Source organism: Nocardioides sp. REDSEA-S30_B4, assembly GCF_001627265.1.
Lineage (GTDB): Bacteria > Actinomycetota > Actinomycetes > Propionibacteriales > Nocardioidaceae > Nocardioides.
Window position 1 is genome coordinate 24354 of the sequence record NZ_LUPI01000015.1, and the last position, 19716, is coordinate 44069.

Annotated in this window: 21 protein-coding genes and 1 pseudogene; 10 read left to right on the plus strand and 12 right to left on the minus strand. The window is 73.2% G+C overall.

All coding sequences use genetic code 11. The features are described from left to right. The first annotated feature begins 45 nt into the window (after nt 1-45). Nucleotides 46-1137, plus strand: a complete 1092-nt coding sequence (locus A6R01_RS04895; protein ID WP_292604107.1) for a diacylglycerol kinase — start codon at nt 46-48, stop codon at nt 1135-1137. Between the two features lie 54 nt (nt 1138-1191). On the opposite strand, the gene A6R01_RS04900 is transcribed toward A6R01_RS04895, so the two are convergent. Then, nucleotides 1192-2361 (minus strand): acyl-CoA dehydrogenase family protein, encoded by a 1170-nt coding sequence (locus tag A6R01_RS04900; protein ID WP_292604109.1) that lies wholly within the window; start codon nt 2359-2361, stop codon nt 1192-1194. A 58-nt stretch (nt 2362-2419) separates the two neighbouring features. On the opposite strand from A6R01_RS04900, the gene A6R01_RS04905 reads away from it, so the two are divergent. Next, nucleotides 2420-2971 carry a TetR/AcrR family transcriptional regulator gene (locus A6R01_RS04905; protein ID WP_292604111.1) on the plus strand — a complete coding sequence of 184 codons (552 nt, stop codon included), beginning with the start codon at nt 2420-2422 and terminating at the stop codon, nt 2969-2971. A gap of 15 nt (nt 2972-2986) precedes the next feature. On the opposite strand, the gene A6R01_RS04910 is transcribed toward A6R01_RS04905, so the two are convergent. Both A6R01_RS04910 and A6R01_RS04915 read right to left on the minus strand, forming a co-directional pair. Continuing rightward, complete coding sequence (locus A6R01_RS04910) at nt 2987-3778, minus strand: siderophore-interacting protein (protein WP_292604113.1); 792 nt, start codon at nt 3776-3778, stop codon at nt 2987-2989. An 89-nt stretch (nt 3779-3867) separates the two neighbouring features. Next, nucleotides 3868-4530, minus strand: coding sequence for a hypothetical protein (locus A6R01_RS04915; RefSeq protein ID WP_292604115.1), 663 nt, complete (start codon nt 4528-4530; stop codon nt 3868-3870). A gap of 168 nt (nt 4531-4698) precedes the next feature. Between A6R01_RS04915 and A6R01_RS04920 the strand changes: the two genes are divergently transcribed. The 3 genes from A6R01_RS04920 to A6R01_RS04930 are packed head-to-tail and all read left to right on the plus strand — an operon-like array spanning nt 4699 to nt 7654. Further along, complete coding sequence (locus tag A6R01_RS04920; RefSeq protein ID WP_292604117.1) at nt 4699-6405, plus strand: carbon starvation protein A; 1707 nt, start codon at nt 4699-4701, stop codon at nt 6403-6405. Next, complete coding sequence (locus tag A6R01_RS04925) at nt 6402-6674, plus strand: cory-CC-star protein (RefSeq protein WP_292604119.1); 273 nt, start codon at nt 6402-6404, stop codon at nt 6672-6674. The genes A6R01_RS04920 and A6R01_RS04925 overlap by 4 nt, the downstream gene beginning before the upstream one ends. Next, a complete protein-coding gene (locus tag A6R01_RS04930) occupies nt 6665-7654 on the plus strand; it encodes an ArsA family ATPase (protein ID WP_292604121.1) in 990 nt (329 codons plus the stop codon). The genes A6R01_RS04925 and A6R01_RS04930 overlap by 10 nt, the downstream gene beginning before the upstream one ends. A 46-nt stretch (nt 7655-7700) precedes the next feature. Here the strand turns inward: A6R01_RS04930 and A6R01_RS04935 are convergent, their stop codons facing one another. After that, nucleotides 7701-9866, minus strand: a complete 2166-nt coding sequence (locus tag A6R01_RS04935) for an MMPL family transporter (RefSeq protein ID WP_292604123.1) — start codon at nt 9864-9866, stop codon at nt 7701-7703. Nucleotides 9867-9972: 106 nt separating this feature from the next. Between A6R01_RS04935 and A6R01_RS04940 the strand changes: the two genes are divergently transcribed. Further along, nucleotides 9973-10425 carry a DUF302 domain-containing protein gene (locus A6R01_RS04940; protein WP_292604125.1) on the plus strand — a complete coding sequence of 151 codons (453 nt, stop codon included), beginning with the start codon at nt 9973-9975 and terminating at the stop codon, nt 10423-10425. Further along, nucleotides 10425-10688, plus strand: a complete 264-nt coding sequence (locus A6R01_RS04945; protein ID WP_292604126.1) for a metal-sensitive transcriptional regulator — start codon at nt 10425-10427, stop codon at nt 10686-10688. The genes A6R01_RS04940 and A6R01_RS04945 overlap by 1 nt, the downstream gene beginning before the upstream one ends. 81 nt (nt 10689-10769) lie before the next feature. Here the strand turns inward: A6R01_RS04945 and A6R01_RS04950 are convergent, their stop codons facing one another. Together A6R01_RS04950 and A6R01_RS04955 are read right to left on the minus strand one after the other, a co-directional pair. Further along, complete coding sequence (locus A6R01_RS04950) at nt 10770-12281, minus strand: aldehyde dehydrogenase family protein (RefSeq protein WP_292604128.1); 1512 nt, start codon at nt 12279-12281, stop codon at nt 10770-10772. Further along, nucleotides 12278-13921 (minus strand): GMC family oxidoreductase N-terminal domain-containing protein, encoded by a 1644-nt coding sequence (locus A6R01_RS04955; RefSeq protein ID WP_292604130.1) that lies wholly within the window; start codon nt 13919-13921, stop codon nt 12278-12280. Before A6R01_RS04955 ends, A6R01_RS04950 begins: the two co-directional genes overlap by 4 nt. 173 nt (nt 13922-14094) lie before the next feature. Between A6R01_RS04955 and A6R01_RS04960 the strand changes: the two genes are divergently transcribed. Further along, nucleotides 14095-15354: a helix-turn-helix domain-containing protein gene (locus A6R01_RS04960; RefSeq protein ID WP_292604132.1), complete on the plus strand. Its 1260-nt coding sequence runs from the start codon at nt 14095-14097 to the stop codon at nt 15352-15354. A gap of 5 nt (nt 15355-15359) precedes the next feature. On the opposite strand, the gene A6R01_RS04965 is transcribed toward A6R01_RS04960, so the two are convergent. From A6R01_RS04965 to A6R01_RS04985, 5 genes and pseudogenes are all read right to left on the minus strand, one after another. Beyond that, a complete protein-coding gene (locus A6R01_RS04965; RefSeq protein ID WP_292604134.1) occupies nt 15360-15500 on the minus strand; it encodes a hypothetical protein in 141 nt (46 codons plus the stop codon). Between the two features lie 24 nt (nt 15501-15524). Beyond that, complete coding sequence (locus A6R01_RS04970; protein WP_292604136.1) at nt 15525-15920, minus strand: Fur family transcriptional regulator; 396 nt, start codon at nt 15918-15920, stop codon at nt 15525-15527. A 21-nt stretch (nt 15921-15941) separates the two neighbouring features. Continuing rightward, nucleotides 15942-16682: a TIGR03943 family protein gene (locus A6R01_RS04975; protein WP_292604138.1), complete on the minus strand. Its 741-nt coding sequence runs from the start codon at nt 16680-16682 to the stop codon at nt 15942-15944. Further along, entirely contained in the window at nt 16679-16822 is a 144-nt protein-coding gene (locus tag A6R01_RS04980) for a hypothetical protein (protein ID WP_292604140.1), read from the minus strand. The genes A6R01_RS04975 and A6R01_RS04980 overlap by 4 nt, the downstream gene beginning before the upstream one ends. A gap of 50 nt (nt 16823-16872) precedes the next feature. Next, nucleotides 16873-16956: pseudogene (locus A6R01_RS04985) on the minus strand (50S ribosomal protein L31); the annotation flags it as partial. Nucleotides 16957-17041: 85 nt separating this feature from the next. Here A6R01_RS04985 and A6R01_RS04990 point away from each other — a divergent pair. After that, complete coding sequence (locus A6R01_RS04990) at nt 17042-17335, plus strand: HU family DNA-binding protein (RefSeq protein ID WP_292604142.1); 294 nt, start codon at nt 17042-17044, stop codon at nt 17333-17335. 57 nt (nt 17336-17392) lie between these two features. On the opposite strand, the gene A6R01_RS04995 is transcribed toward A6R01_RS04990, so the two are convergent. After that, entirely contained in the window at nt 17393-18364 is a 972-nt protein-coding gene (locus A6R01_RS04995; RefSeq protein WP_292604144.1) for a bile acid:sodium symporter, read from the minus strand. An 81-nt stretch (nt 18365-18445) separates the two neighbouring features. Between A6R01_RS04995 and A6R01_RS05000 the strand changes: the two genes are divergently transcribed. Continuing rightward, on the plus strand, nt 18446-19681 hold the full coding sequence (locus tag A6R01_RS05000; protein ID WP_292604146.1) for a cytochrome P450: 1236 nt from the start codon (nt 18446-18448) through the stop codon (nt 19679-19681). Nucleotides 19682-19716 lie beyond the last annotated feature (35 nt).

Below are 19716 nucleotides of genomic sequence, written 5' to 3' on the forward strand. Positions count from 1 at the left end.
TAGGTTGACCGTGAAATAGAACACGTTCTACCGATCGGATCTCCCATGGCCCCCACCCCGACCCGGGTCGTCCAGGTCGCCACCGGCAACGCAGGGCGGCTCACCCTGCGCCAGCTCATCGTCGACGAGCGCTTCGAGCTCGTCGGTGTCAGCACCTCCACGGCCGACCGGGTCGGCGTCGACGCGGGAGCGCTCGCGGGCCTCGACGTCACCACCGGCATCACCGCGGTGGGCAGCCTCGACGAGCTCATCGCGCTGCGTCCCGACGTCGCCGTCTACTGCGCCATGGGCGACACCCGCCCGGTCGAGGCCACCAAGGACGTCTGCCGCCTGCTCGAGGCCGGCATCGACGTGGTCGGCTCGGCGCCGGGGACGCTGCAGTACCCCTGGGGCACCGCCCCGGACCGGGTCATCGAGAAGGTCGAGGCCGCCGCGCAGGCCGGCGGCGCCAGCCTCTACATCACCGGGGTCGACCCGGGTTTCGCCAGCGACCTGCTGCCGCTCGCGCTGGCCAGCACCTGCCAGCGGATCGAGCAGGTCCGCTGCTACGAGCTCGCCGACTACGCGACGTACGACGGCGCCGAGGTGATGTTCGACCTGATGGGCTTCGGAAAGCCGATCGACACCGTGCCGATGCTGTTCCTGCCCGGCGTGCTCGCGCTGGCGTGGGGCACCGCGATCCGGATGATGGCCGCCGGTCTCGGCATCGAGGTCGACGAGATCGTCGAGCACTGGGAGGTCGAGCCGGCGCCGGAGTCCTACGACATCGCCGCGGGGCGGATCGAGCAGGGCACGATCGCGGCGATGAAGTTCTCCATCTCCGGGATGGTCGCCGGGCACCCGGCGGTCGTCGTCGAGCACGTCACCCGCACCCGCGATGACCTGCGCCCCGACTGGGCCCACCCCGCGGCCGGCGGTGGCGCCTACCGGGTCGAGATCGTCGGGGAGCCGTCGTACACCGTCGACATCGTGCCCAGCAGTGAGCACGGCGACCACAACCACGCCGCGATCGTGGCCGCCTGCGGGCGCATCGTGAACGCCATCCCCGACGTCGTCGCCGCTCCGCCCGGCATCCGCACGACGCTCGACCTGCCGCTGCCCACCGGCCGCGGCACCTACGTCGGCAAGCGCACCTGACCGAGTCGTGCCCCTGAGCGGGCGCCATAGCGCCCGCTCAGGGGCACGACTCCCTCAGGACAGGTGCGTGATGGAGTCGTCGGGCTGGCGGTCCAGCGAGCGGGCGATGACCATCCGCTGGATCTGGTTGGTGCCCTCGAAGATCTGGGTCACCTTGGCCTCGCGCATGTAGCGCTCGACCGGGAAGTCGCGGGTGTAGCCGTAGCCGCCGAGGACCTGCACGGCGTCGGTGGTGACCTTCATGGCGTGGTCGGTGGCGACCAGCTTGGCGATGCTGGCCTCGCGGCCGTAGGGGAGGCCGGCGTCCTTGAGGCGCGCGGCGTGCAGGGTGGCGGCGCGGGCGGTCTGGATCGCGGCCTCCATGTCGGCCAGCAGGAAGCCGAGCCCCTGGTGGTCGAGGATCCGCTGCCCGAACGCCTCGCGCTCGCGGGCGTAGGCCAGCGCGTGGTCCAGGGCCCCCTGGGCCAGGCCGGTGGCGACGGCGGCGATGCCGAGGCGGCCGGCGTCGAGGCCGGCGAGTGCGATCTTCAGGCCCTCACCCTCGTCACCGACGAGGTGGTCGGCGGGGATGCAGGCACCGTCGAGGCGCATGGTCGCGGTCGCGGAGCCGGTGAGCCCCATCTTCTTCTCCGGGGCGTCCGCGGACAGGCCGGGGGTGTCGGCGGGCACGAGGAAGCAGGAGATGTCGCCGCGGCCCTCACCGGTGCGGGCCATCACGGTGTAGAAGTCGGCGTGGCCGCCGTGGGTGGTCCAGGCCTTGGCGCCGGTGAGCACCCAGGAGTCGCCGTCGCGGACCGCCTTGGTGCGCATCGCGGCCGGGTCGGAGCCGGCGTGCGGCTCGGAGAGGCAGTAGGCGCCGAGCAGGTCGCCGGCCAGGAACTCCGGCAGCCAGCGCTGCTGCTGCTCGGGGGTGCCCCGGGTGGCGAGGGCGAAGCAGGACAGGGCGTGCACCGACGTACCGACGCCGACCGAGGCCCACACGGTGCCGATCTCCTCCAGCACCTGGAGGTAGACCTCGTAGGGGACGCCGCCGCCCCCGAGGTCCTCGGCGTAGGGCAGCCCGAGCAGGCCCGCGCGGCCCAGGGTGCGGAACGCCTCACGGGGGAAGACCTCGTCACGCTCGGCGTCGGCGACCAGCGGAGCGAGCTCGGTGGTGACGATCTCGCGGGCGAGACGGAGCAGGTCGGCGTGCTCCTCGAGGGCGAGGACGCGGCGGGCGGGCATGGCGACTCCTTCGGCGCTTTCGGCGTGCGGCGCCAACCTACGTCGCTAGCCTGGTGGGGTGCCCACCGCCCGCGCGACCCGCTCGGACGCCCAGCGCAACCGCGCGGCGATCCTCGACGCGGCCGCGCGGCTCTTCGCGTCGACCGACAACGTCAGCCTCGCCGACGTGGCCCAGGAGGCCGGGGTCACCCGGACCACGCTCTACCGCCACTTCTCCGACCGCGACGCCCTGGTCGACGCGCTCATCATCCACGTCGCCTCGGGGGTGGTGCCCGGGCTGCTGGACGAGATCGAGCGGCTGCCGCTCGTCGAGGCGCTCTCGGTCCTCTCGCACGCGGTCGTGACGCTCGCGCACGAGCACCGGTTCCTCATCGCCGCCACCGCGCACCGCTTCGACCAGGCGCTGCGCAGCGCCATCACAGACGAGCCGGTCACTCATCTGCTGCGTCGAAACGAGCAGCTGGTCACACCGGACGTCGACCTCGACTGGTTGGCGCGCTGCGTCCGCTCGCTCTGCCTGACCGCGATCTCCGACACGCGACCGAGCGGGCAGGTGGCGGCCGACCTCGCGGGGAGCCTGCAGCGTCTGGTGCTGGTCGACCGCGCCTGAGGGACGGCCCCCGGTCTAGGCGTCGCCCTCCATCGAGGCGATGAAGTCGCGCTTGACCGCGCGCCAGTCCTCGTCGGTCATCGTGCGCCGCCAGTACGGCGAGCACGACATCTGGCCTCGGGCCAGCCCCCGCTCGGTGAGCAGGTGCCGCCGGATCGCGCGGATCTCGTCGGCCTCGCCGTGCACGAAGGCGTGCACCCGACCCTCGGGGAAGGTCGCGGCCTCCACGGCGGCGGGCAGGGGCGCCGGGTCGGCCGCGGAGCGGTGCACCCAGCGCAGGTCCAGGTCGGCCTCCGTGGTCAGGGGCAGCTCGTGCTCGGGCCCGTCGCAGACCAGCACCGCGACCGCGGTCGCGCCCGCCGGCAGGGACTCCAGGGCCACCGCGATCGCCGGGAGCGCCGACTCGTCGCCGACCAGCAGGTGCCAGTCGGCGGTCGGGTCGGGGTGGTAGCCCGAGCTGGGACCGGTCATCACCAGTGCGTCGCCCGGTCGAGCGCGCAGCGCCCAGGCGCCGGCCACCCCGACGTCGCCGTGCGCGACGAAGTCCAGCGTCAGCTCCCGCGCCTCGGCGTCCCAGTGGCGGACGGTCAGGCGGCGCCGCGCCGGCCACCAGTCCTTGGCCAGCGTCTCCTTGACCTCGTCGGGGTCGAAGACCGGGCCGTAGGCCGCCCCCGCCGGCGGGAAGGCGAGGTTGACGTAGCTGTCGGCCTCGCTGCTGGGGCGGAAGTCGGCCAGTCCGGGACCGCCGAGCACCACCCGGACCATCGACGGGGACAGATGTGCGGTGCGGAGCACCTCGCCGTGCATGCGGGACCTCCAGGGTCGGGTCGGCTGGCCGTGCCGAGCCTATGTCGCGGCCGGTGGGGGCTCCTGGGGGTGCCCAGCGAAGGGGGTGATCAGCCGGCGGCGGCCAGCCGGCGGGCGGCGTGCGCGGCGACCTCGGCGGTCTCGGGGTCGGCTGCCGCCTCGGCGGGCACCTGCCCGCCCAGCAGCGCGGCCGGCTGGGTCAACCAGCCCCAGACCCGCCAGGGGTCCGTGCCGGCGGCCAGCAGCGGCTCGACGAGCGGCGCGAGGTCGGCGCGGGGCTCCCCGGCGTCGTCGAGCTGGAAGGCCGGGACCAGCAGCGCGAGCTCGGTGGGTACGGCGAGGAGTCGGTGCTCGTTGACCGCCCGCGTCACGGCGAAGCGCGTCGCCTCCACGCTCGCGCCGCGCCGCTCGGCCAGCGTCTCGTAGGTGCACCACTCCGAGTCGAGCAGCCGGCGGCGTACCCGGGCCAGGTGCGCGGCCTGCACCAGCGGCACCGGCACCGCGTGCGCGGGTTCCTCCCCGTGCTGGCGCAGCTGTCGCTCGAGGTCACCCAGACGCACCGCGTCGAGGACGTCGCCGGTGGCCGGGTCGACCCACCGCGCCCGGCCGTCGTCGTCGCGCTCGAGCCGCAGCATGCCCGCCTCGGCGAGGTAGTCGACCAGGCCCAGGCTCCCCAGCCACTGCGCCATCCGCTCGGCGGGGTCCGCGGCAGGATCCCCGGCAGGGTCGACGGAGGGGTCATGGGTGTCCACGGCTCCAGGGTGCCGCACCGCACCGGCCGGGCACGAGCCGGGCGCCTCCCGGGCGCGCGCCACCCGGACGGGCGAGGCAGGTGTGGTGAGGACGGTCACAGGGCACACCTAGGGTGATGCCGGCCCGGTGGACGCCGGGTGCGGACGTGTCTACTCGGAGGCCGACCCATGTCGTCGTTGTGGTTGTTGTTCATCGGGCTCGCCATGCTGGCGGGCGGCTACCTGCTCTACGCGAAGTTCCTCGGCGAGCGGATCTACCGCCTCGACCCGGCCTACGCGACACCGGCGCACGAGATGAACGACGGCGTCGACTTCGTGCCGACCAACAAGTTCGTGCTGTGGGGCCACCACTTCACCTCGGTCGCCGGTGCCGCCCCGATCGTGGGTCCGGCCGTTGCGGTGATCTGGGGCTGGCTGCCGGCGTTCCTGTGGGTTACCCTCGGCACCGTCTTCTTCGCCGGCATGCACGACATGGGCGCGCTGTGGGCCTCCATCCGCAACCGCGGCCGCTCGATGGGCATGCTGTCGGGCCGCTACATCGGCGCCCGCGGGCGCAACCTCTTCCTCGTCGTGATCTTCCTGCTGCTGCTCATGGTGGTCGCGGCCTTCGCGGTGGTCATCAAGAACCTGCTGATCTCGACCCCGAGCGCGGTCATCCCGGCCTGGGGCGCGATCGTCGTGGCCCTGGTAGTCGGGCAGATGATCTACCGCTGGCGGGTGAACCTGCTGCTGACCACGGTCATCGGCGTCACCGCGCTCTACTCCCTGATCCTGCTCGGCGACGCCTACCCCGTCGAGCTGCCCGACCCGGTGCTGGGCATGTCGCCGGCGACGTTCTGGATCGTCGCGCTCTTCGTGTACGCCGGCATCGCCTCGCTCCTGCCGGTGTGGGTGCTCCTGCAGCCGCGCGACTACATCAACGGCGTGCAGCTCTTCATCGGTCTGGGGCTGCTCTACGGCGCCACCCTGTTCTCCGCGCCCGACCTCGCGGCCCCGGCGCTCAACGACAACGTCCCCGAGGACACCCCGAGCCTGGTGCCGCTGCTGTTCGTGACGATCGCGTGCGGGGCCATCTCCGGCTTCCACGGGATGGTCTCCTCCGGCACCAGCTCCAAGCAGCTGGACAAGGAGACCGACGCCCGGTTCGTCGGGTACTTCGGAGCGGTCGGCGAGGGCCTGCTCGCGCTCGGCGCGATCATCGCCGCCACCGCCGGCTACGCCACCCTCGCGGACTGGGAGGCGGTCTACACCGAGTTCAACGCCGGCGGCGTCACTGCCTTCGTGCAGGGCGGCGGCAGCATCCTCAACGCCGGCCTCGGCATCCCGACCTCGCTCTCGGCCACGATCCTGGCCACCATGGCGGTCCTCTTCGCCGCCACCACGATGGACACCGGCGTGCGCCTGCAGCGCTTCGTGGTCCAGGAGATCGGCGAGGTGCTCGGCACCCAGGTCAGCAAGTACGTCGGCACCGCGATCGTGCTCGCCGTCGCGATGGGGCTGACGTTCTCGGCCGGCGCCGGTGGCGAGGGCGGCATGCGGATCTGGCCGCTGTTCGGCACCACCAACCAGCTGCTGGCCTCGCTGACGCTCTCGATCGTGGCGGTCATCCTGCTGCGCAAGAAGCGCAACCCGCTGCCGGCGCTGGTGCCGCTGGTGTTCGTCTTCGTGATGTCGTTCTACGCCGCGATCGTCCAGCTCGGCACCCTGCGCGACGACGAGGACTGGCTGCTGCTCGGTCTCGACGTGGTCATCATCGTCGCCGCGGTCTGGGTCGCCGTGGAGGCCCTGCTCGCCATGCGTGCGGCGCGGGCGATGCCGGAGGAGACCGACGAGCAGGACCGCGAGGTCGCGGCCTCGGAGACGGTCGGGAGATGACCCGGGGCCGCTGGGCCGCGACGCGGGAGGCGCTGCGTGCGGGGCTCGAGGAGCTCTACGCCGGGCCCTACCGCGCCACCATGCGCCGAGCCCGCCGCGAGGAGGACGACCTGTTCATGCTGGTCGTGCTCGCCGAGGCGCTCGGGGTGCCCGACCCGGCGGCCTACTGGTCGGCCGAGCTGCTGCCCGCGACCTACGAGGAGTTCCACGCCTGGCACCGGCGGATCGGCATGGAGCGCTCGCCGCTGGACCACGTGGGGTGCTGTTGAGCGGCGCCGGGGGAGGCCTGTCGGACGGGGTGGACCGCGACCCGCGGCTGGTGCTCGTCTCCGGCAAGGGCGGCGTGGGCAAGACCTCGGTGTCCTGCGCCCTGGCGCTGCGCGAGGCGCGGGCCGGTCGCCGCGTGCTCCTGGTCTCCACCGACCCCGCGCACAACCTCGGGCACGCGTGGGGCACCGCCCTCGGGGACGACCCGCGGCGGGTGCTGGTCGACGCCGGGCACGTGGACGCCGTGGAGATCGACCCCGCGCGGACGGTCCAGCGGCACCTGCGCACCGTGGGGGAGTCGCTGCGCCGGCTGCTCCCCGAGCGGATGCACGGCCCGGCCGAGCAGCACCTCGAGCTGGCCCGGGACGCACCCGGCACCCACGAGTCGGCGGTCCTGGAACGGCTGGCCGAGCTGGTCGTGGGGGCGTGCCACCCCTCCTCGGCGTACGACGTCGTGGTGGTGGACACCGCACCCACCGGTCACACGCTGCGGCTGCTGGCGCTGCCCGAGCGGCTGACGACGTGGACCGAGTCGCTGCTGGCCAACCGCGACCGGTCCGAGCGGTTCGGGGCCGCGCTGCGCGGGCTCGGCGGCGGGGAGGAGCACGTCGACCGCGACGCCGAGCTGCGCCGGGTGCTGGTGCGGCGACGAGACCGGTTCGCCGGGCTGCGCGACCTGCTGGTCGACCCCGAGCGGGCGGGCTTCTGGCTGGTCGCCACGGCCGAGCGGCTCCCCGTCGCCGAGACCCAGGCCCTGCACACCCAGCTGCGGGCGCTCGGCATCCCGGTCCGGCGGTTGGTGGTCAACCGTCGCTCGCCCGCGGACGGTGCGGTGCTCACCGCCCGCCGGGCCGTCGAGGACCAGCACCTCGCCGTCCTGGCCGACGCCGTCCCCGGCGTGCCCCTCACCGAGGTGCCGCTCCTCCCCGGCGACCTGACGGGGGAGCTGGCCCTCGCCGCCCTGGCCGAGCACCTGGCCTGAGCCGGCCAGCTGCTCGGCCAGGTGTTCGGCCGTCCTCAGTCGTCCTTCAGTCGTGGGCGAAGGAGATGGTGGGCAGCACCCGCTTCAGCCAGGCCGGCGACCACCAGGCGGCGTCACCGGTCAGGCGCAGCAGCACCGGCAGCAGCACCAGTCGCACCAAGAAGGCGTCGAGCAGCACGGCCACGCCCAGCACGATGCCCATCTCCTTGGGCGGGATCGGGCCGGAGAGGGAGAAGGTGAAGAACACCGCCACCATCACCGCGCCGGCCGCGAAGATCACCCGGCCCGAGTGGGCCAGCGAGCCGACCATCGCCTCGTGCGGGTCGCCGGAGCGCTCGTAGTGCTCCTTGGCCGAGGCCAGGAGGAACACGGTGTAGTCCATCGCGATCGCGAAGATCATCGCGAAGAAGAACACCGGGGCCCAGGCGTCGAGGAAGCCCTGGGACTCGAAGCCGAGCAGGTCGGCGCCGTACCCCTCCTGGAACACCAGCCGGGCCACGCCGAACGCCGCGGCCGTGGACAGCAGGCTGACCAGCGTGCCGAGCAGCGAGATGAGCGGCGCCTGCAGCGCGACGAGCAGCAGCAGGAAGCCCAGCGCCAGCACGACGGCGACCACGATCGGGGTCGACTCGTCGAGCTGCGTCTTGAGGTCGAGGTTCTCCACGGCGGCGCCGCCGACGAGGGCCGAGGACGGCAGGTCGGCGCGCAGCCGGTCGACGGTCTCGGCCAGCTCCGGGTCGGAGGGGTCGACGGTCGGGACGGCGGTGAACATCTCCAGGCCGGACCCGTCCTGCGCCTCCACGCCGGGGAGTACGCCGGCGAGCCCCGGGTCGTCGGCCAGCACCTTGAGCGTGGCGGCGGCCTGGTCGGAGTCGACGACGACCCCGATGGCGCCGGGGGCACCCTCGCCCAGCTCGGCCTGCACGACGTCGTACCCCACGCGCGCGGACGCGTCCTCGGGCAGCACCTTGATCGAGGGCATGGCGGTCTTGAGGCCGAGGATGGGTGCGGCCAGGGCGAGGAGCACCAGCAGCGAGGCCAGGCCCCAGGTCCAGGGGCGTGCCCACAGGCGCTCGCCCCAGGCGGCGAACTTCGGCGAGCGGTGCTCGCCGGACCGCGACCAGGGCAGCGCGAACGTGTTGATGCGGTCGTCGAGCCAGCCGAGCACCAGTGGCAGCAGGGTCAGCGTGGCTCCGAGCACGAAGACGACCGAGAGCATGATCCCGCCGGCCATCGAGCGGAAGGCCGGTGAGGGCACGAGCATCACCGCGGAGAGCGAGATGAGCACGGTGAGGCCGGAGAGCAGCACGGCCTTGCCGGCGGTGTCCATGGTCTGGGCGACGGCCCAGACGACGCCGTCGGGGCCGGGTCGGGCGGCGCGCGCGGCGCGGTAGCGGACGACGATGAAGAGGGCGTAGTCGATGCCGAGGGCCAGCGCGAACATCATCGCGAAGTTCATCGCCCAGATGGAGACGGGCACGAGCTCGTTGATGAGCACCAGCGACCCGGCGGAGGCCACCAGGCCGGCGAGGGTGAGGATGAGGGGGAGGCCGGCGGCGACGAGGGCGCCGAAGGCCAGGACGAGGATGGCCAGCGTCACCGGCCACGACATCAGCTCGCTCTTGAGCATCGCCTCGAGGTTGGCCTCGTTGAAGTCGCTCCACAGCAGCGAGGAGCCGGTGGGCGTGACCTCGACGGTGTCGGTCGAGAGCGCGGCCAGCTCCTCCTTCAGGTCGGTCGCGGCGCGCACCATCTCGTTGGTGTCGGCACCGGCACCGGCCAGCACCACGCCGGTGTCGGTGTCCTGCGACAGCGTCGCGCCGGGCTGCGGGGGCACGATGGTCGCGATGCGCGGGTCGTCCTCGAGCAGCGCGGTGACCTCGGCGATCACCTCGGCCCCCTCGCCCTCGAGGACCGAGCCCTCGCTGGAGCGGACCACGACCTGGATCGCGGAGGAGGCGTTGCCGCCGAAGTGCTCGACGGCGAGGTCGCGGGCGGCGACGGAGTCCGAGCCGTCGGCCTGCCAGCCCGCACCGGACAGGTCGTGCTCGACCCGCGGGGCGAAGATGCCCAGGCCGACGATGAGCAGGGCCCACACGCCCGCGACGAGCCGGCGGTGGTCGAGCACCCAGGTGCCCAGGCGGCCGAGCGGCCCCGGGCCGTGGGCGACCCCCGACCTCGTCGAGGGTGGGTGGGGGGCGGTGCTGGTCATGGAGCTCCTCCTCGGGAGATCGCTTGGCTCAGAACCCCTAGGGGGGTTACGATCGAGAGGTATGGAACCAACCCCTAGGGGGGTTAGGCAAGTCCGAGGAGGGACCATGTCCGACGTCACACCCGGCTACACGCTCAGCGCCCGCTCGCCGCAGGGCTACGACGACACCGTCGAGCGCGTCCGCGCGCTGCTCGCCGACGCCGGCTTCGGCGTGCTCACCGAGATCGACCTCAAGGCGACGCTCAAGGCCAAGCTCGACGTGGACGTCGCGCCCCAGGTCATCCTGGGCGCCTGCCGTCCGCAGCTGGCCCACCAGGCCCTGGCGGCCGACCCGTCGGTCGCCGCGCTGCTGCCCTGCAACGTCGTGGTGCGCGAGGACGCCGACGGCGTGGTCGTCGAGGCCTTCGACCCCCGGGCCATGATCACCATGACCGACGCCGGCGACGCGGTGTGCGAGGTCGCGAACGACGCCCGCGCCCGGCTGCAGGGGATGCTCGCGGCGCTCGCGGACGGCCAGACGGACGGCCAGACGGACGGCCAGACGGACGGACAGGGCTGATGCAGCTCGAGGCCGAGGCGACCAAGCCCCTCGTCACCCGCATGAAGCGGGCCCACGGCCACCTGGCCACCGTGATCCGGATGCTCGAGGAGGGCGCGGACTGCGAGGACGTGCTGACCCAGCTGGCCGCCGTCAACAAGGCGCTCTCCCGCGCCGGCTTCGCGCTGGTCGCCACCGGCATGGAGCAGTGTCTGCTCGAGGGCGCCGACCTCGACGGCACCCAGCGGGCCCGGATGGAGAAGCTCTTCCTCTCCCTGGCCTGACCGACGCCGAACCGGCGCATCCTGCGTACACCTTGCACGCAGGATGCGCCGGTTCGGCACGCTCGGGGCTCGAGCGGGGGGCTACTTGCCGCCGTGGACCAGGGCGACGATCTTGCCGAGCATCTCCTCGTGCTTGGCGGTGCGGGCGAAGGACGTCAGCGGCAGCGGCGCCTTCCAGCGCTGGCGCACCACGGAGTGGGAGTAGCAGAACTCCTTGAGGCCCTCCTCGCCGTGGATGCGGCCGAAGCCGGAGTCGCCGACGCCGCCGAAGGGCACCGTCGGCACGACCGCGAACGCCAGCACCGAGTTCACCGACACCATGCCGGAGCGGATCCGGCGGGCCACGTGCTCGGCGTTCGCCTTCCCGTAGACCGAGGCGCCGAGGTGGTAGCGCGAGGCGTTGGTCAGCGCGACCGCCTCGTCCATGTCGCGCACCGAGCGCAGCACCAGCGTGGGGCCGAAGGTCTCCTCGGCGACCGCCGCGCTGTCCTCGGGTACGTCGGTGAGCAGTGTCGGCTGGACGACCTGTCCCTGCGTGGCGCCTCCGCCGGCCAGCACGCGGCCACCGGCGGCCTTGGCGTCGGCGACGTGCCGGTCGATGATCGTGACCTGGGAGGGCATCGTGATCGGGCCGACCGCGGCGTCCGCGTCGGTCCCGGCGCGCAGGTCGTCGAAGCGCTCGACGAGCAGTCGGGCGAAGTCGGCCGCGACGTCCTGGTGGACGTAGATGCGCTCGACGCCGATGCAGGTCTGGCCGGCGTTGGCGATGCCGCCCCAGACCGCCCCGTCGGCGGCGGCCGCGAGGTCGGCGTCCTTGTCGACGATGAGCGCGTCCTTGCCGCCGCACTCGGCGACGATCGGGGTCAGGGTCTCGGCGCAGGTGGCCATCACCCGCTTGGCGGTGGCGGTCGACCCGGTGAAGGCGACCTTGTCGACCCCCGCGCGGCACAGTGCGGCGCCGGTCGAGCCGTCACCGGTCACGAGCTGGAGCACGGGGTGCTCGGGCACGACCTCGGCGAAGGCGTTGACCAGCCACGCGCCCACGCCGGGGGTGAACTCGCTGGGCTTGAAGACCACGGCGTTGCCGCCGGCGAGCGCGTAGACGATCGAGCCCATCGGCGTGAAGACCGGGTAGTTCCACGGGCCGATCACGCCCACGACACCGAGCGGGTGGTGCTCGACGGTCGCCTTGAGGTTGGCGTTGATCAGGCCGGTGGGCCTCTTCTGCGGGCCGAGCACCTTGGGAGCGTGCTTGCCTGCCCAGGCCAGGTGGTCCAGCACGAGGGCCACCTCGAGGAAGGCGTCGCCGTGCGGCTTGCCCATCTCGTCGTGGACCAGGTGGGCCAGCTGGTGGATGCGACGCGCGATGACGCCGCGGAAGGCGTCGAGACGCTTGCGGCGCTCGGCGTACCCGATGCCCTGCCACCACTCGGCCGCCAGGCGCGCCCGGGCGACGGTGTCCTCGACCTCGGCGGCCGACTGCACCGGCCAGGTGCCGACGAGGTCCCCGGTGCCGGGGTGGTGCACGTCGAAGGTGGGGCGGTCCTGCGGGGCCTGCCCGGCCTCGGGGCGGGGGTCCTGGACGGTGGTCATCGGATCGTCTCCTTCGTGCGGGTGGCGGTGCGGGATGCGGTGACGGTGGCGGCGGGCAGCGAGGTGCCGCGCAGCAGGTCGGCGGCCTTCTCGCCGATCATGATCGTGGGGGCGTTGGTGTTGCCGCGGCTGATGCGCGGCATGACCGAGGCGTCCGCGACGCGCAGGCCCTCGAGGCCCCGCACCCGCAGCTCGGGGTCGACGACCGCCTCCTCGTGCGTGCCCATCGCGCAGGTGCCGACGGGGTGGTAGAGCGTCTGGGTCCACCGGCTGATGAACTCCTGCAACGAGGCCTCGTCCTCGCCGTGGTGCAGGCGCGCCCCGGTGATGATCGAGGCGACCGGTCCCTGGCGGGCGATGTCGATGGCCTGGCGGACGCCCGCGAGGACGGCCGTCCGGTCGGCCGGGTCGGCGTAGTAGGCCGGGTCCATCACCGGCTTCCACCGCGGGTCGCTGCCGCGCAGTCCGAGCCGGCCGCGGCTGGCGACGTCGACGAGGACCACGCCGGCGGTGAGGGAACGGGCGGTCGCCTCGTGCATCCCGTTGTCGTAGAAGCCCGTCGGCGCGGCGATGAGCTGGATGTCCGGGCCCTCGAGGCCGGAGCGGGTCGTGACGAAGGCGCCGGTCTCGCCGACGTTGGAGGTGAGGGGACCGCGGCCGGTGGCCTGCCACTGCAGCAGCCGGGCGGGGTTGACGTGGTCGACGGCAAGGTCCTTGGCCGTCGTCGACCACACCAGCGGCGCGACGACGTGGTCGTGCAGGTTGCCGCCCACCGTCGAGGCGTCGAGCACGACGTCGATGCCGTGCTCGCGCAGGTGCTCGGCCGGACCGATGCCGGAGAGCATCAACAGCTGCGGGGTGTTGATGGCCCCGCCGCTGAGCACGACCTCGGCGTCGGCCCAGGCGGTCTCGACCCCGCCGGCGACCAGGTGCTCGACGCCTGCCGCGCGGGTGCCGTCCAGGAGCACCCGGGTGGCCAGCGCGCCGGTGCGGATCGTCAGGTTGGGCCGGCGGCGGACCTCGGTGCCGAGGTAGGCCTCCGCGGTCGACCAGCGCCGGCCGCGGTGGCAGGTGACCTGGTACTCGCCGGCGCCGAGCTGGGTCTCGCCGTTGAAGTCGTCGTTGGCCGCGAGGCCGGACTGGCGCGCCGACTCCAACCAGGCCCGCGTGTTCTCGTGGGTGTAGCGCCGGTCCTCGACGTGCAGCGGGCCGTCGGCGCCGTGGAAGGCGTCGGCGCCGCGCGAGTTGGCCTCGCCGCGCATGAAGTAGGGCAGCACGTCGGCGTAGGACCAGCCGACGGCACCGAAGTCGCGCTGCCAGCCGTCGAAGTCGGCGCGGGCGCCGCGGACGTACATCATCGCGTTCATCGACGAGCAGCCGCCGAGCGCCTTCATCCGCGGCCAGTAGGCGCGCTGTCCGCCCAGGCCGGGCTGCGGGGTGGTGGTGTAGTCCCAGTCCCAGCGGGTCTTGAAGAGGTTGGCGAAGGCCGCCGGCATGGCGATCTCGAGCGCGTCGTTGTCGGGGCCGGCCTCGAGCAGCAGGACCGAGGTGCTCGGGTCCTCGCTCAGGCGCGAGGCGACGACGGCGCCGGCGCTGCCGGCCCCGACCACGATGTAGTCGTACGAGGGGTGCTGGGCCACGGGGACCTCCGGTGAGTGGGGCGAGAGTGTGACCGCAGCCACATGCCTGGACGTGGATGAGAGTCCAGCACAGTCGGAGTGGTGGATCTTGGCGCGCCCGGCCAGACTTCAGGGCAGTCTTTGGACCTGGGCACAGTCGAGGTGCCGGCGGGATCGGGCACGAGAGGGAGCACGTGAGCGGCGAGACGGATGCACGGCCGGAGATCGTGGCGTGGGTGCAGGCGTACGCCGCCCGGACCGCCCGCCAGAGCGAGCTCGACGCCTTCGTCACCCGTGTCGACGACACGATCATGGCCGCGATCCCCGAGATCGCCCGCGACCCGGCGCTGGTCCGCGACCTGCACGCGAGCACCCGCTCGCAGTTCCAGATCTTCCTCAGCCTGCTGGAGCGGCCGGCCCAGGAGGTGCTGCTCCCGCCCCAGGCCGTCGACCTCGCGCTCTCGCTGGCGCGTCGCCAGCTCGACCTCGGGGTGCTGCTGCAGGTCTACCGCAGCGCCTCGTCGGCGGTCTGGGAGTACTTCACCGAGGTGGTGCGCACCGCCGACACCGGGGACCTGGACCGCACCGACCTGCTCGTCTACCTCTGGGGGCACGGCGGTGCCTGGATCAACGGCGCCGTGGAGCAGCTGATCCAGGTCTTCTCCGCCGAGCGCGAGGCCACGCTCCAGGGGGCCATCGCCCGCCGCAGCGAGGTCGTGCACGCGGTCCTGCGCGGGGAGCAGGTGAGCCTCGCGGAGGCCACGGCGGCGCTGGGGCACCCGGTCCGCGAGCACCACACCGCCGTCGTGCTGTGGGAGGACGGCGAGGTCGTCCCCGACGTCCTCAGCAGGCTCGCCGGGGTGGTCGGTGCGCTGGGCGCGGCGCTGGAGGCCAGCGCGCTCAGCATCCCCGCGGGGCGGGCGGAGGCCTGGGCCTGGCTGACGTCGCGCACGCCGATCGACGCGGCCGCCGTGCGAGACGCGGTGGACGGCGTGGTCGCCGAGCAGGGCGACCCGCCGTGGCGGGTCGCGGTCGGCTGCCCGGCGAGCGGCGTCCGCGGGCTGCAGCACTCCCACCGCGAGGCGGTGGACGCCCAGCGCCACGCCCTGGGGGTGGCGTCGACGTCGCGCTGCACGGCGTACGCCGACGTCGAGCTCGCCGCGCTGGTGGCCGGCAACGAGGCGGGTGCCCGTCGGCTGGTCGAGCGCGAGCTCGGCGCGCTGGCCGACCCGGACCCGTCCCTGGACCGGCTGCGGGAGACCGTCGCCGCGTTCCTGGCGCACGGGGCCTCGGTCGAGGCCACGGCCGCCGAGCTCTTCGTGCACAAGAACACCGTGCGCTACCGCGTCGCCCAGGCCGAGGACCTCCTCGGCCACCCCCTGTCGCAGCGCCGCACCGAGGTGGCGGTGGCACTGGCCTGCCTCGAGAGGTTCGGTCCCGGCCGGTTCTCCTGAACAGGTCAGCCGGCGGCCAGGCTGACCACGAACCGTGGGCCCTCGCCGTCCGCCGGCGGCAGGTAGGTCAGGTCGCCGCCCACGCCGGCTCGATCCGATCCCACCAGCCCGGGGCGCTCACCGAGCGCAAGATCACGCTCGGCCACGCCCCCCCCCGGCGGTAGGCCCCACTAGCCGCAGTCCGCGCAGAGACCGAAGATCTCCAGGGTGTGGGAGACGTCGGTGAACCCGTGCTTGTCGGCGGAGTCCTTCGCCCACTTCTCGACCGTGGGGCCGGTCAGCTCGACGGCCTTGCCGCAGGAGCGGCACACGAGGTGGTGGTGGTGCTTGGGGCTGCACTGGCGGTAGAGCACCTCGCCGGCCTCGTTGCGGACGCTGTCGACCTCGCCGTCCTCGGTGAGCGCCTGGAGGTTGCGGTAGACCGTGGAGAGACCGACGCTCTCCCCGCGGGAGCGCAGGAGCTGGTGGATGTCCTGCGCGCTGCTGAGGGTGTCGAGCTCGGCCACGAGCTCGCGGACGACCGTCCGCTGGCGGGTGGAACGTCGCACGACGCCGGTCTGAGCCATGGCCACGATGCTATCGAGTGGTCACTCGTAGGTCTGGCGCGGCGCGTCGATCTCCACGACCTCGGTGGCGTCGAGCTCGACCTCGTACGGCGGCTCCACGCCGGTGCCGGTGACGTGCACGCCGGTCACCTCCACCCACTGGTCGCGCGGAGGCCGCTCGGCCCCGTTGACGAGCACCCGGTAGGCCATGGCGTCGGCGGCGCAGCAGCCGATCTGCATCCGGGTGACGTACCAGTCGTCACCGGCGCCCCAGCTGACGAAGCCGGTCATGACGACCGGCTGGCCCTCGAGGGCCGGCTCGCCGGACTGCGCGAGGTAGGGCATCTCCTCGAGCGCGAGGTCGACCGGACCGTCCCCGTCCAGCGTCGTGACCGACGTCGGGGCGCTCACGGTGACCAGGTCGTTGGCGCGTCGCTCGGCGAGGTAGGAGCCCAGCTCGGGCGGGCTGATCACGAACGCGATGACGCCCGGGAGCGCGAGCAGCCAGGTCACCCTGGGCACGCCGTGCCCGTGGCCGTCATGGCCAGTGTCGTGCCCGGTGTCGTGCACGTGGTCGTCCTCGACGTGCTCGACGTGGTCAGGGGAGTGCCGCTCCTCGCGGAACAGCGGGCCGAGGGCCATCAGGATCAGCAGGACCCCGCTGGCGAGCAGCGGCCACTTCATCCACGGGACGACGTAGCGCAGGTAGGCGTCGCTCGCGGCCAGGCGCAGCAGGACCGCGCCGAGGAACATCAGCAGCAGGCCCTGGGTCGGGATCCTCACAGCAGCCACCATCCCGCGACGCTGGCGCTGGCCACCGCCGTACCGATCACGACGGGCACGAACGGGCGGGCGAAGGCGTCGCCGAAGGTGCCGGCCTCCATGCTGGCCAGCTTCACGTCCATCGCCGGGCCGACCACCATGAAGACGAGCTTGGCGGTGTCGGAGAAGGCGGTGAAGCTCGGCCGACCAGCGTCGAGCGCGTCAGGAACAGCCGCCCGGTGCTGCGGTCCCTGAAGGCCACCGGGCCGTACTCGGGGTGGATCCCCTGCTTCACGTCGTCCTCCTAAGGTCAATAACGAGAATCGTTCTCACTATGACACAGTGGTGGTCCCGGGTCCATCCGGCCCCGGGCCACTCGAGTGAGGAGCACGTGCATGAACCGCAAGGACCTGGTCGAGACCATCGCGCAGCAGGCAGGGCTGTCCGCCGCGCAGGCCGACGCGGCGCTGACCGCCTTCGTCGCCGGGGTCACCGACGCGGTGGCCTCCGGTGACCGGGTCGCCGTCGCCGGCTTCGGGACCTTCGAGCCGCGCGAGCGCTCGGCCCGCACCGGCCGCAACCCGCAGACCGGTCAGCCGATCGAGATCGCGGCCTCGGTCGCCCCGGCCTTCAAGCCGGCCACCGCGTTCAAGCAGGCGGTCGCCAAGGGCTGAGGCGACGCCCTCGGGAGCCGGCGGTGGGTGGTCGACCCGTCCGGGGGGCCGGACGGTTCAGGACCCACCGCCGGCGGCGTCCCGACGGCGCCACCAGGCCGCCAGGGCGAACCCGGTGGCCACGTCCCAGACGCCCCAGAGGCCGCAGACCAGCGCCACGCCGCCGTACTCGGGGAAGAATGCCAGCGCCAGCACCAGCGCCAGGGCGGTGTTGCGGACGCCGGTCTCGAGGGTGATCGCGCGGCGCGCCCGCGCCGGCACCCGGCACAGCACGGCGACGCCCGCGCCGACGAGCAGAGACAGGGCGTTCTGGGCGACGACCGCGGGGCCCACGTCGAGCAGGTACGGCGCCCCCACCCGCAGGTTGGAGGCCAGACCGCCGACCACGATCAGCAGCAGCATCACCAGCACCGTCGGCTCGACCGCGGGGCGGATGCGGGCGGCGAGGGCGGGCCTGGTCCGGGCGAGCAGGATGCCGAGGGCGAAGGGCGCGACGATGAGCAGCAGCACCTCCACGAGCACCTCGACGGGGCTCAGGTCGACCGCGTCGAGCACCTGGCTGGCCTGGGGCGACAGGCCCGCCCAGAAGGCCAGGGCGAGCGGTGTCACGAGCGCCGCCATCGAGCTGGACACGGTCGTGAGCGAGACCGACAGCGCGACGTCGCCGCGGGCCCGGTGGGTCAGCAGGTTCGACATGCTGCCGGCCGGGCCCGACACCACGAGCAGCATCCCCAGCGCCACCGACGGGGGCAGGTCGAGGGTCGCGACCAGGCCGAGGGTGAGCAGCGGGACCAGCACGAACTGGGCCGCCGTCACCGCGACGAAGACCCGCGGGTGACGCAGCGCCGCGCGCAGGTCCTCGACCCGCACGTCCAGGGCGATGCCGAGCAGCAGCAGGCCGATCATCAGCTTCACTGCGAGGTTGAAGCCGCCGCCGACGTCGAGGCTGAAGTCGTCGATGTCGCGGGCCGTCGCGACCAGCCCGACCCCCAGGTCGACCAGCGCGGGCGCGACGCTCAGGGTCGGCACCGCGCCAGGCTAGGGGGCCGGGGCTCCGCCGGGGGTGTCAACACTGTTGACCGCGCGCCGTCGGGCCGCGATCCTGTCGGGGTGCCGAACGCTGCCGTCACCCCCTCGTCGACCGTCGACCCCACCTCGGAGGAGGCCTCGGGTTCGTCCTCCGGTGTCGAGTACGACCCGATGGATCCCGTCCTTGACGAGTCCCCCTACGAGGTGTGGCGGGCGATGCGCGACCAACAGCCGGTCTACTTCAACCCGCGACGGAACTTCTGGGCGCTGTCGCGATACGAGGACGTCGCCGCCGCGTTGAAGGACACGACCCGGTTCAGCTCCGCGCACGGCAACGTCCTGGAGCTGATGAGCCCCGAGCCGGTCGACAGCGGGATGATGATCCTCAACGACCCGCCGAGCCACACCCGGTTGCGCCGCCTGGTCTCGCGCGCGTTCACCCTGCGTCGTACGGCTGCGCTGGAGGAGGACGTCCGCGCCATCTGCCGCGAGCTGCTCGACGCGCTCGACCCGGGGCCGGGCGGCGGCGAGGTCGACCTGATGCAGGAGTACGCCGCGCAGATCCCTTCCCGCGTCATCTCCCGCCTCCTCGGCGTGCCCGGCGAGGACCGTGAGCGGATCCGGCTGCTCATCGACGAGTGCTTCCACCTCGACGAGGAGCACGGCTTCGTCAACGACGTCGCCCTGACCGCGATGGGCGAGCTCGGCACCTACCTCGACCGGCGGCTCAAGCACCTGGCCGAGGAGCCCGGCGACGACCTGCTCTCGGCGCTCACCGGCGCCGGCCTGACGCGCCGGGAGACCATCGACTTCGCGATGCTGCTGGTGATGGCCGGCACCGAGACCGTCGGCCGGCTGCTGGGGTGGGCGGCGCTGCTGCTCGACGAGCACCCCGACCAGCGTGCCGACCTCGTCGCCGACCCCTCGCTGATCCCGCAGGCCGTCGAGGAGGTGCTGCGCTTCGAGGGGCCCTCGCCGGTGCAGGCGCGCTTCACCACCGAGGACGTCACCCTCCACGACGTCACCATCCCGGCCCGCTCGATCGTGCTGCTCCTGACCTCCTCGGCCGGCCGCGACGAGCGGCAGTACGGCCCCGACGCCGGCGTCTTCGACATCCACCGCGAGCAGCGCCACCACGTCTCCTTCGGGTACGGCGTGCACTTCTGCCTCGGCGCCTCGCTGGCCCGCCTGGAGTCCAGGATCGCCCTGGAGGAGCTGCTCGCCCGCTTCCCCTCCTGGACCGTCGACCGGGACCGCAGCGTCCGCGCCCACACCTCCACCGTCCGCGGCTGGTCGCGCCTCCTCGTCCGCCTCTGAGGCGCCCGCCCCACCCCCCACCCCCACGCCCACCC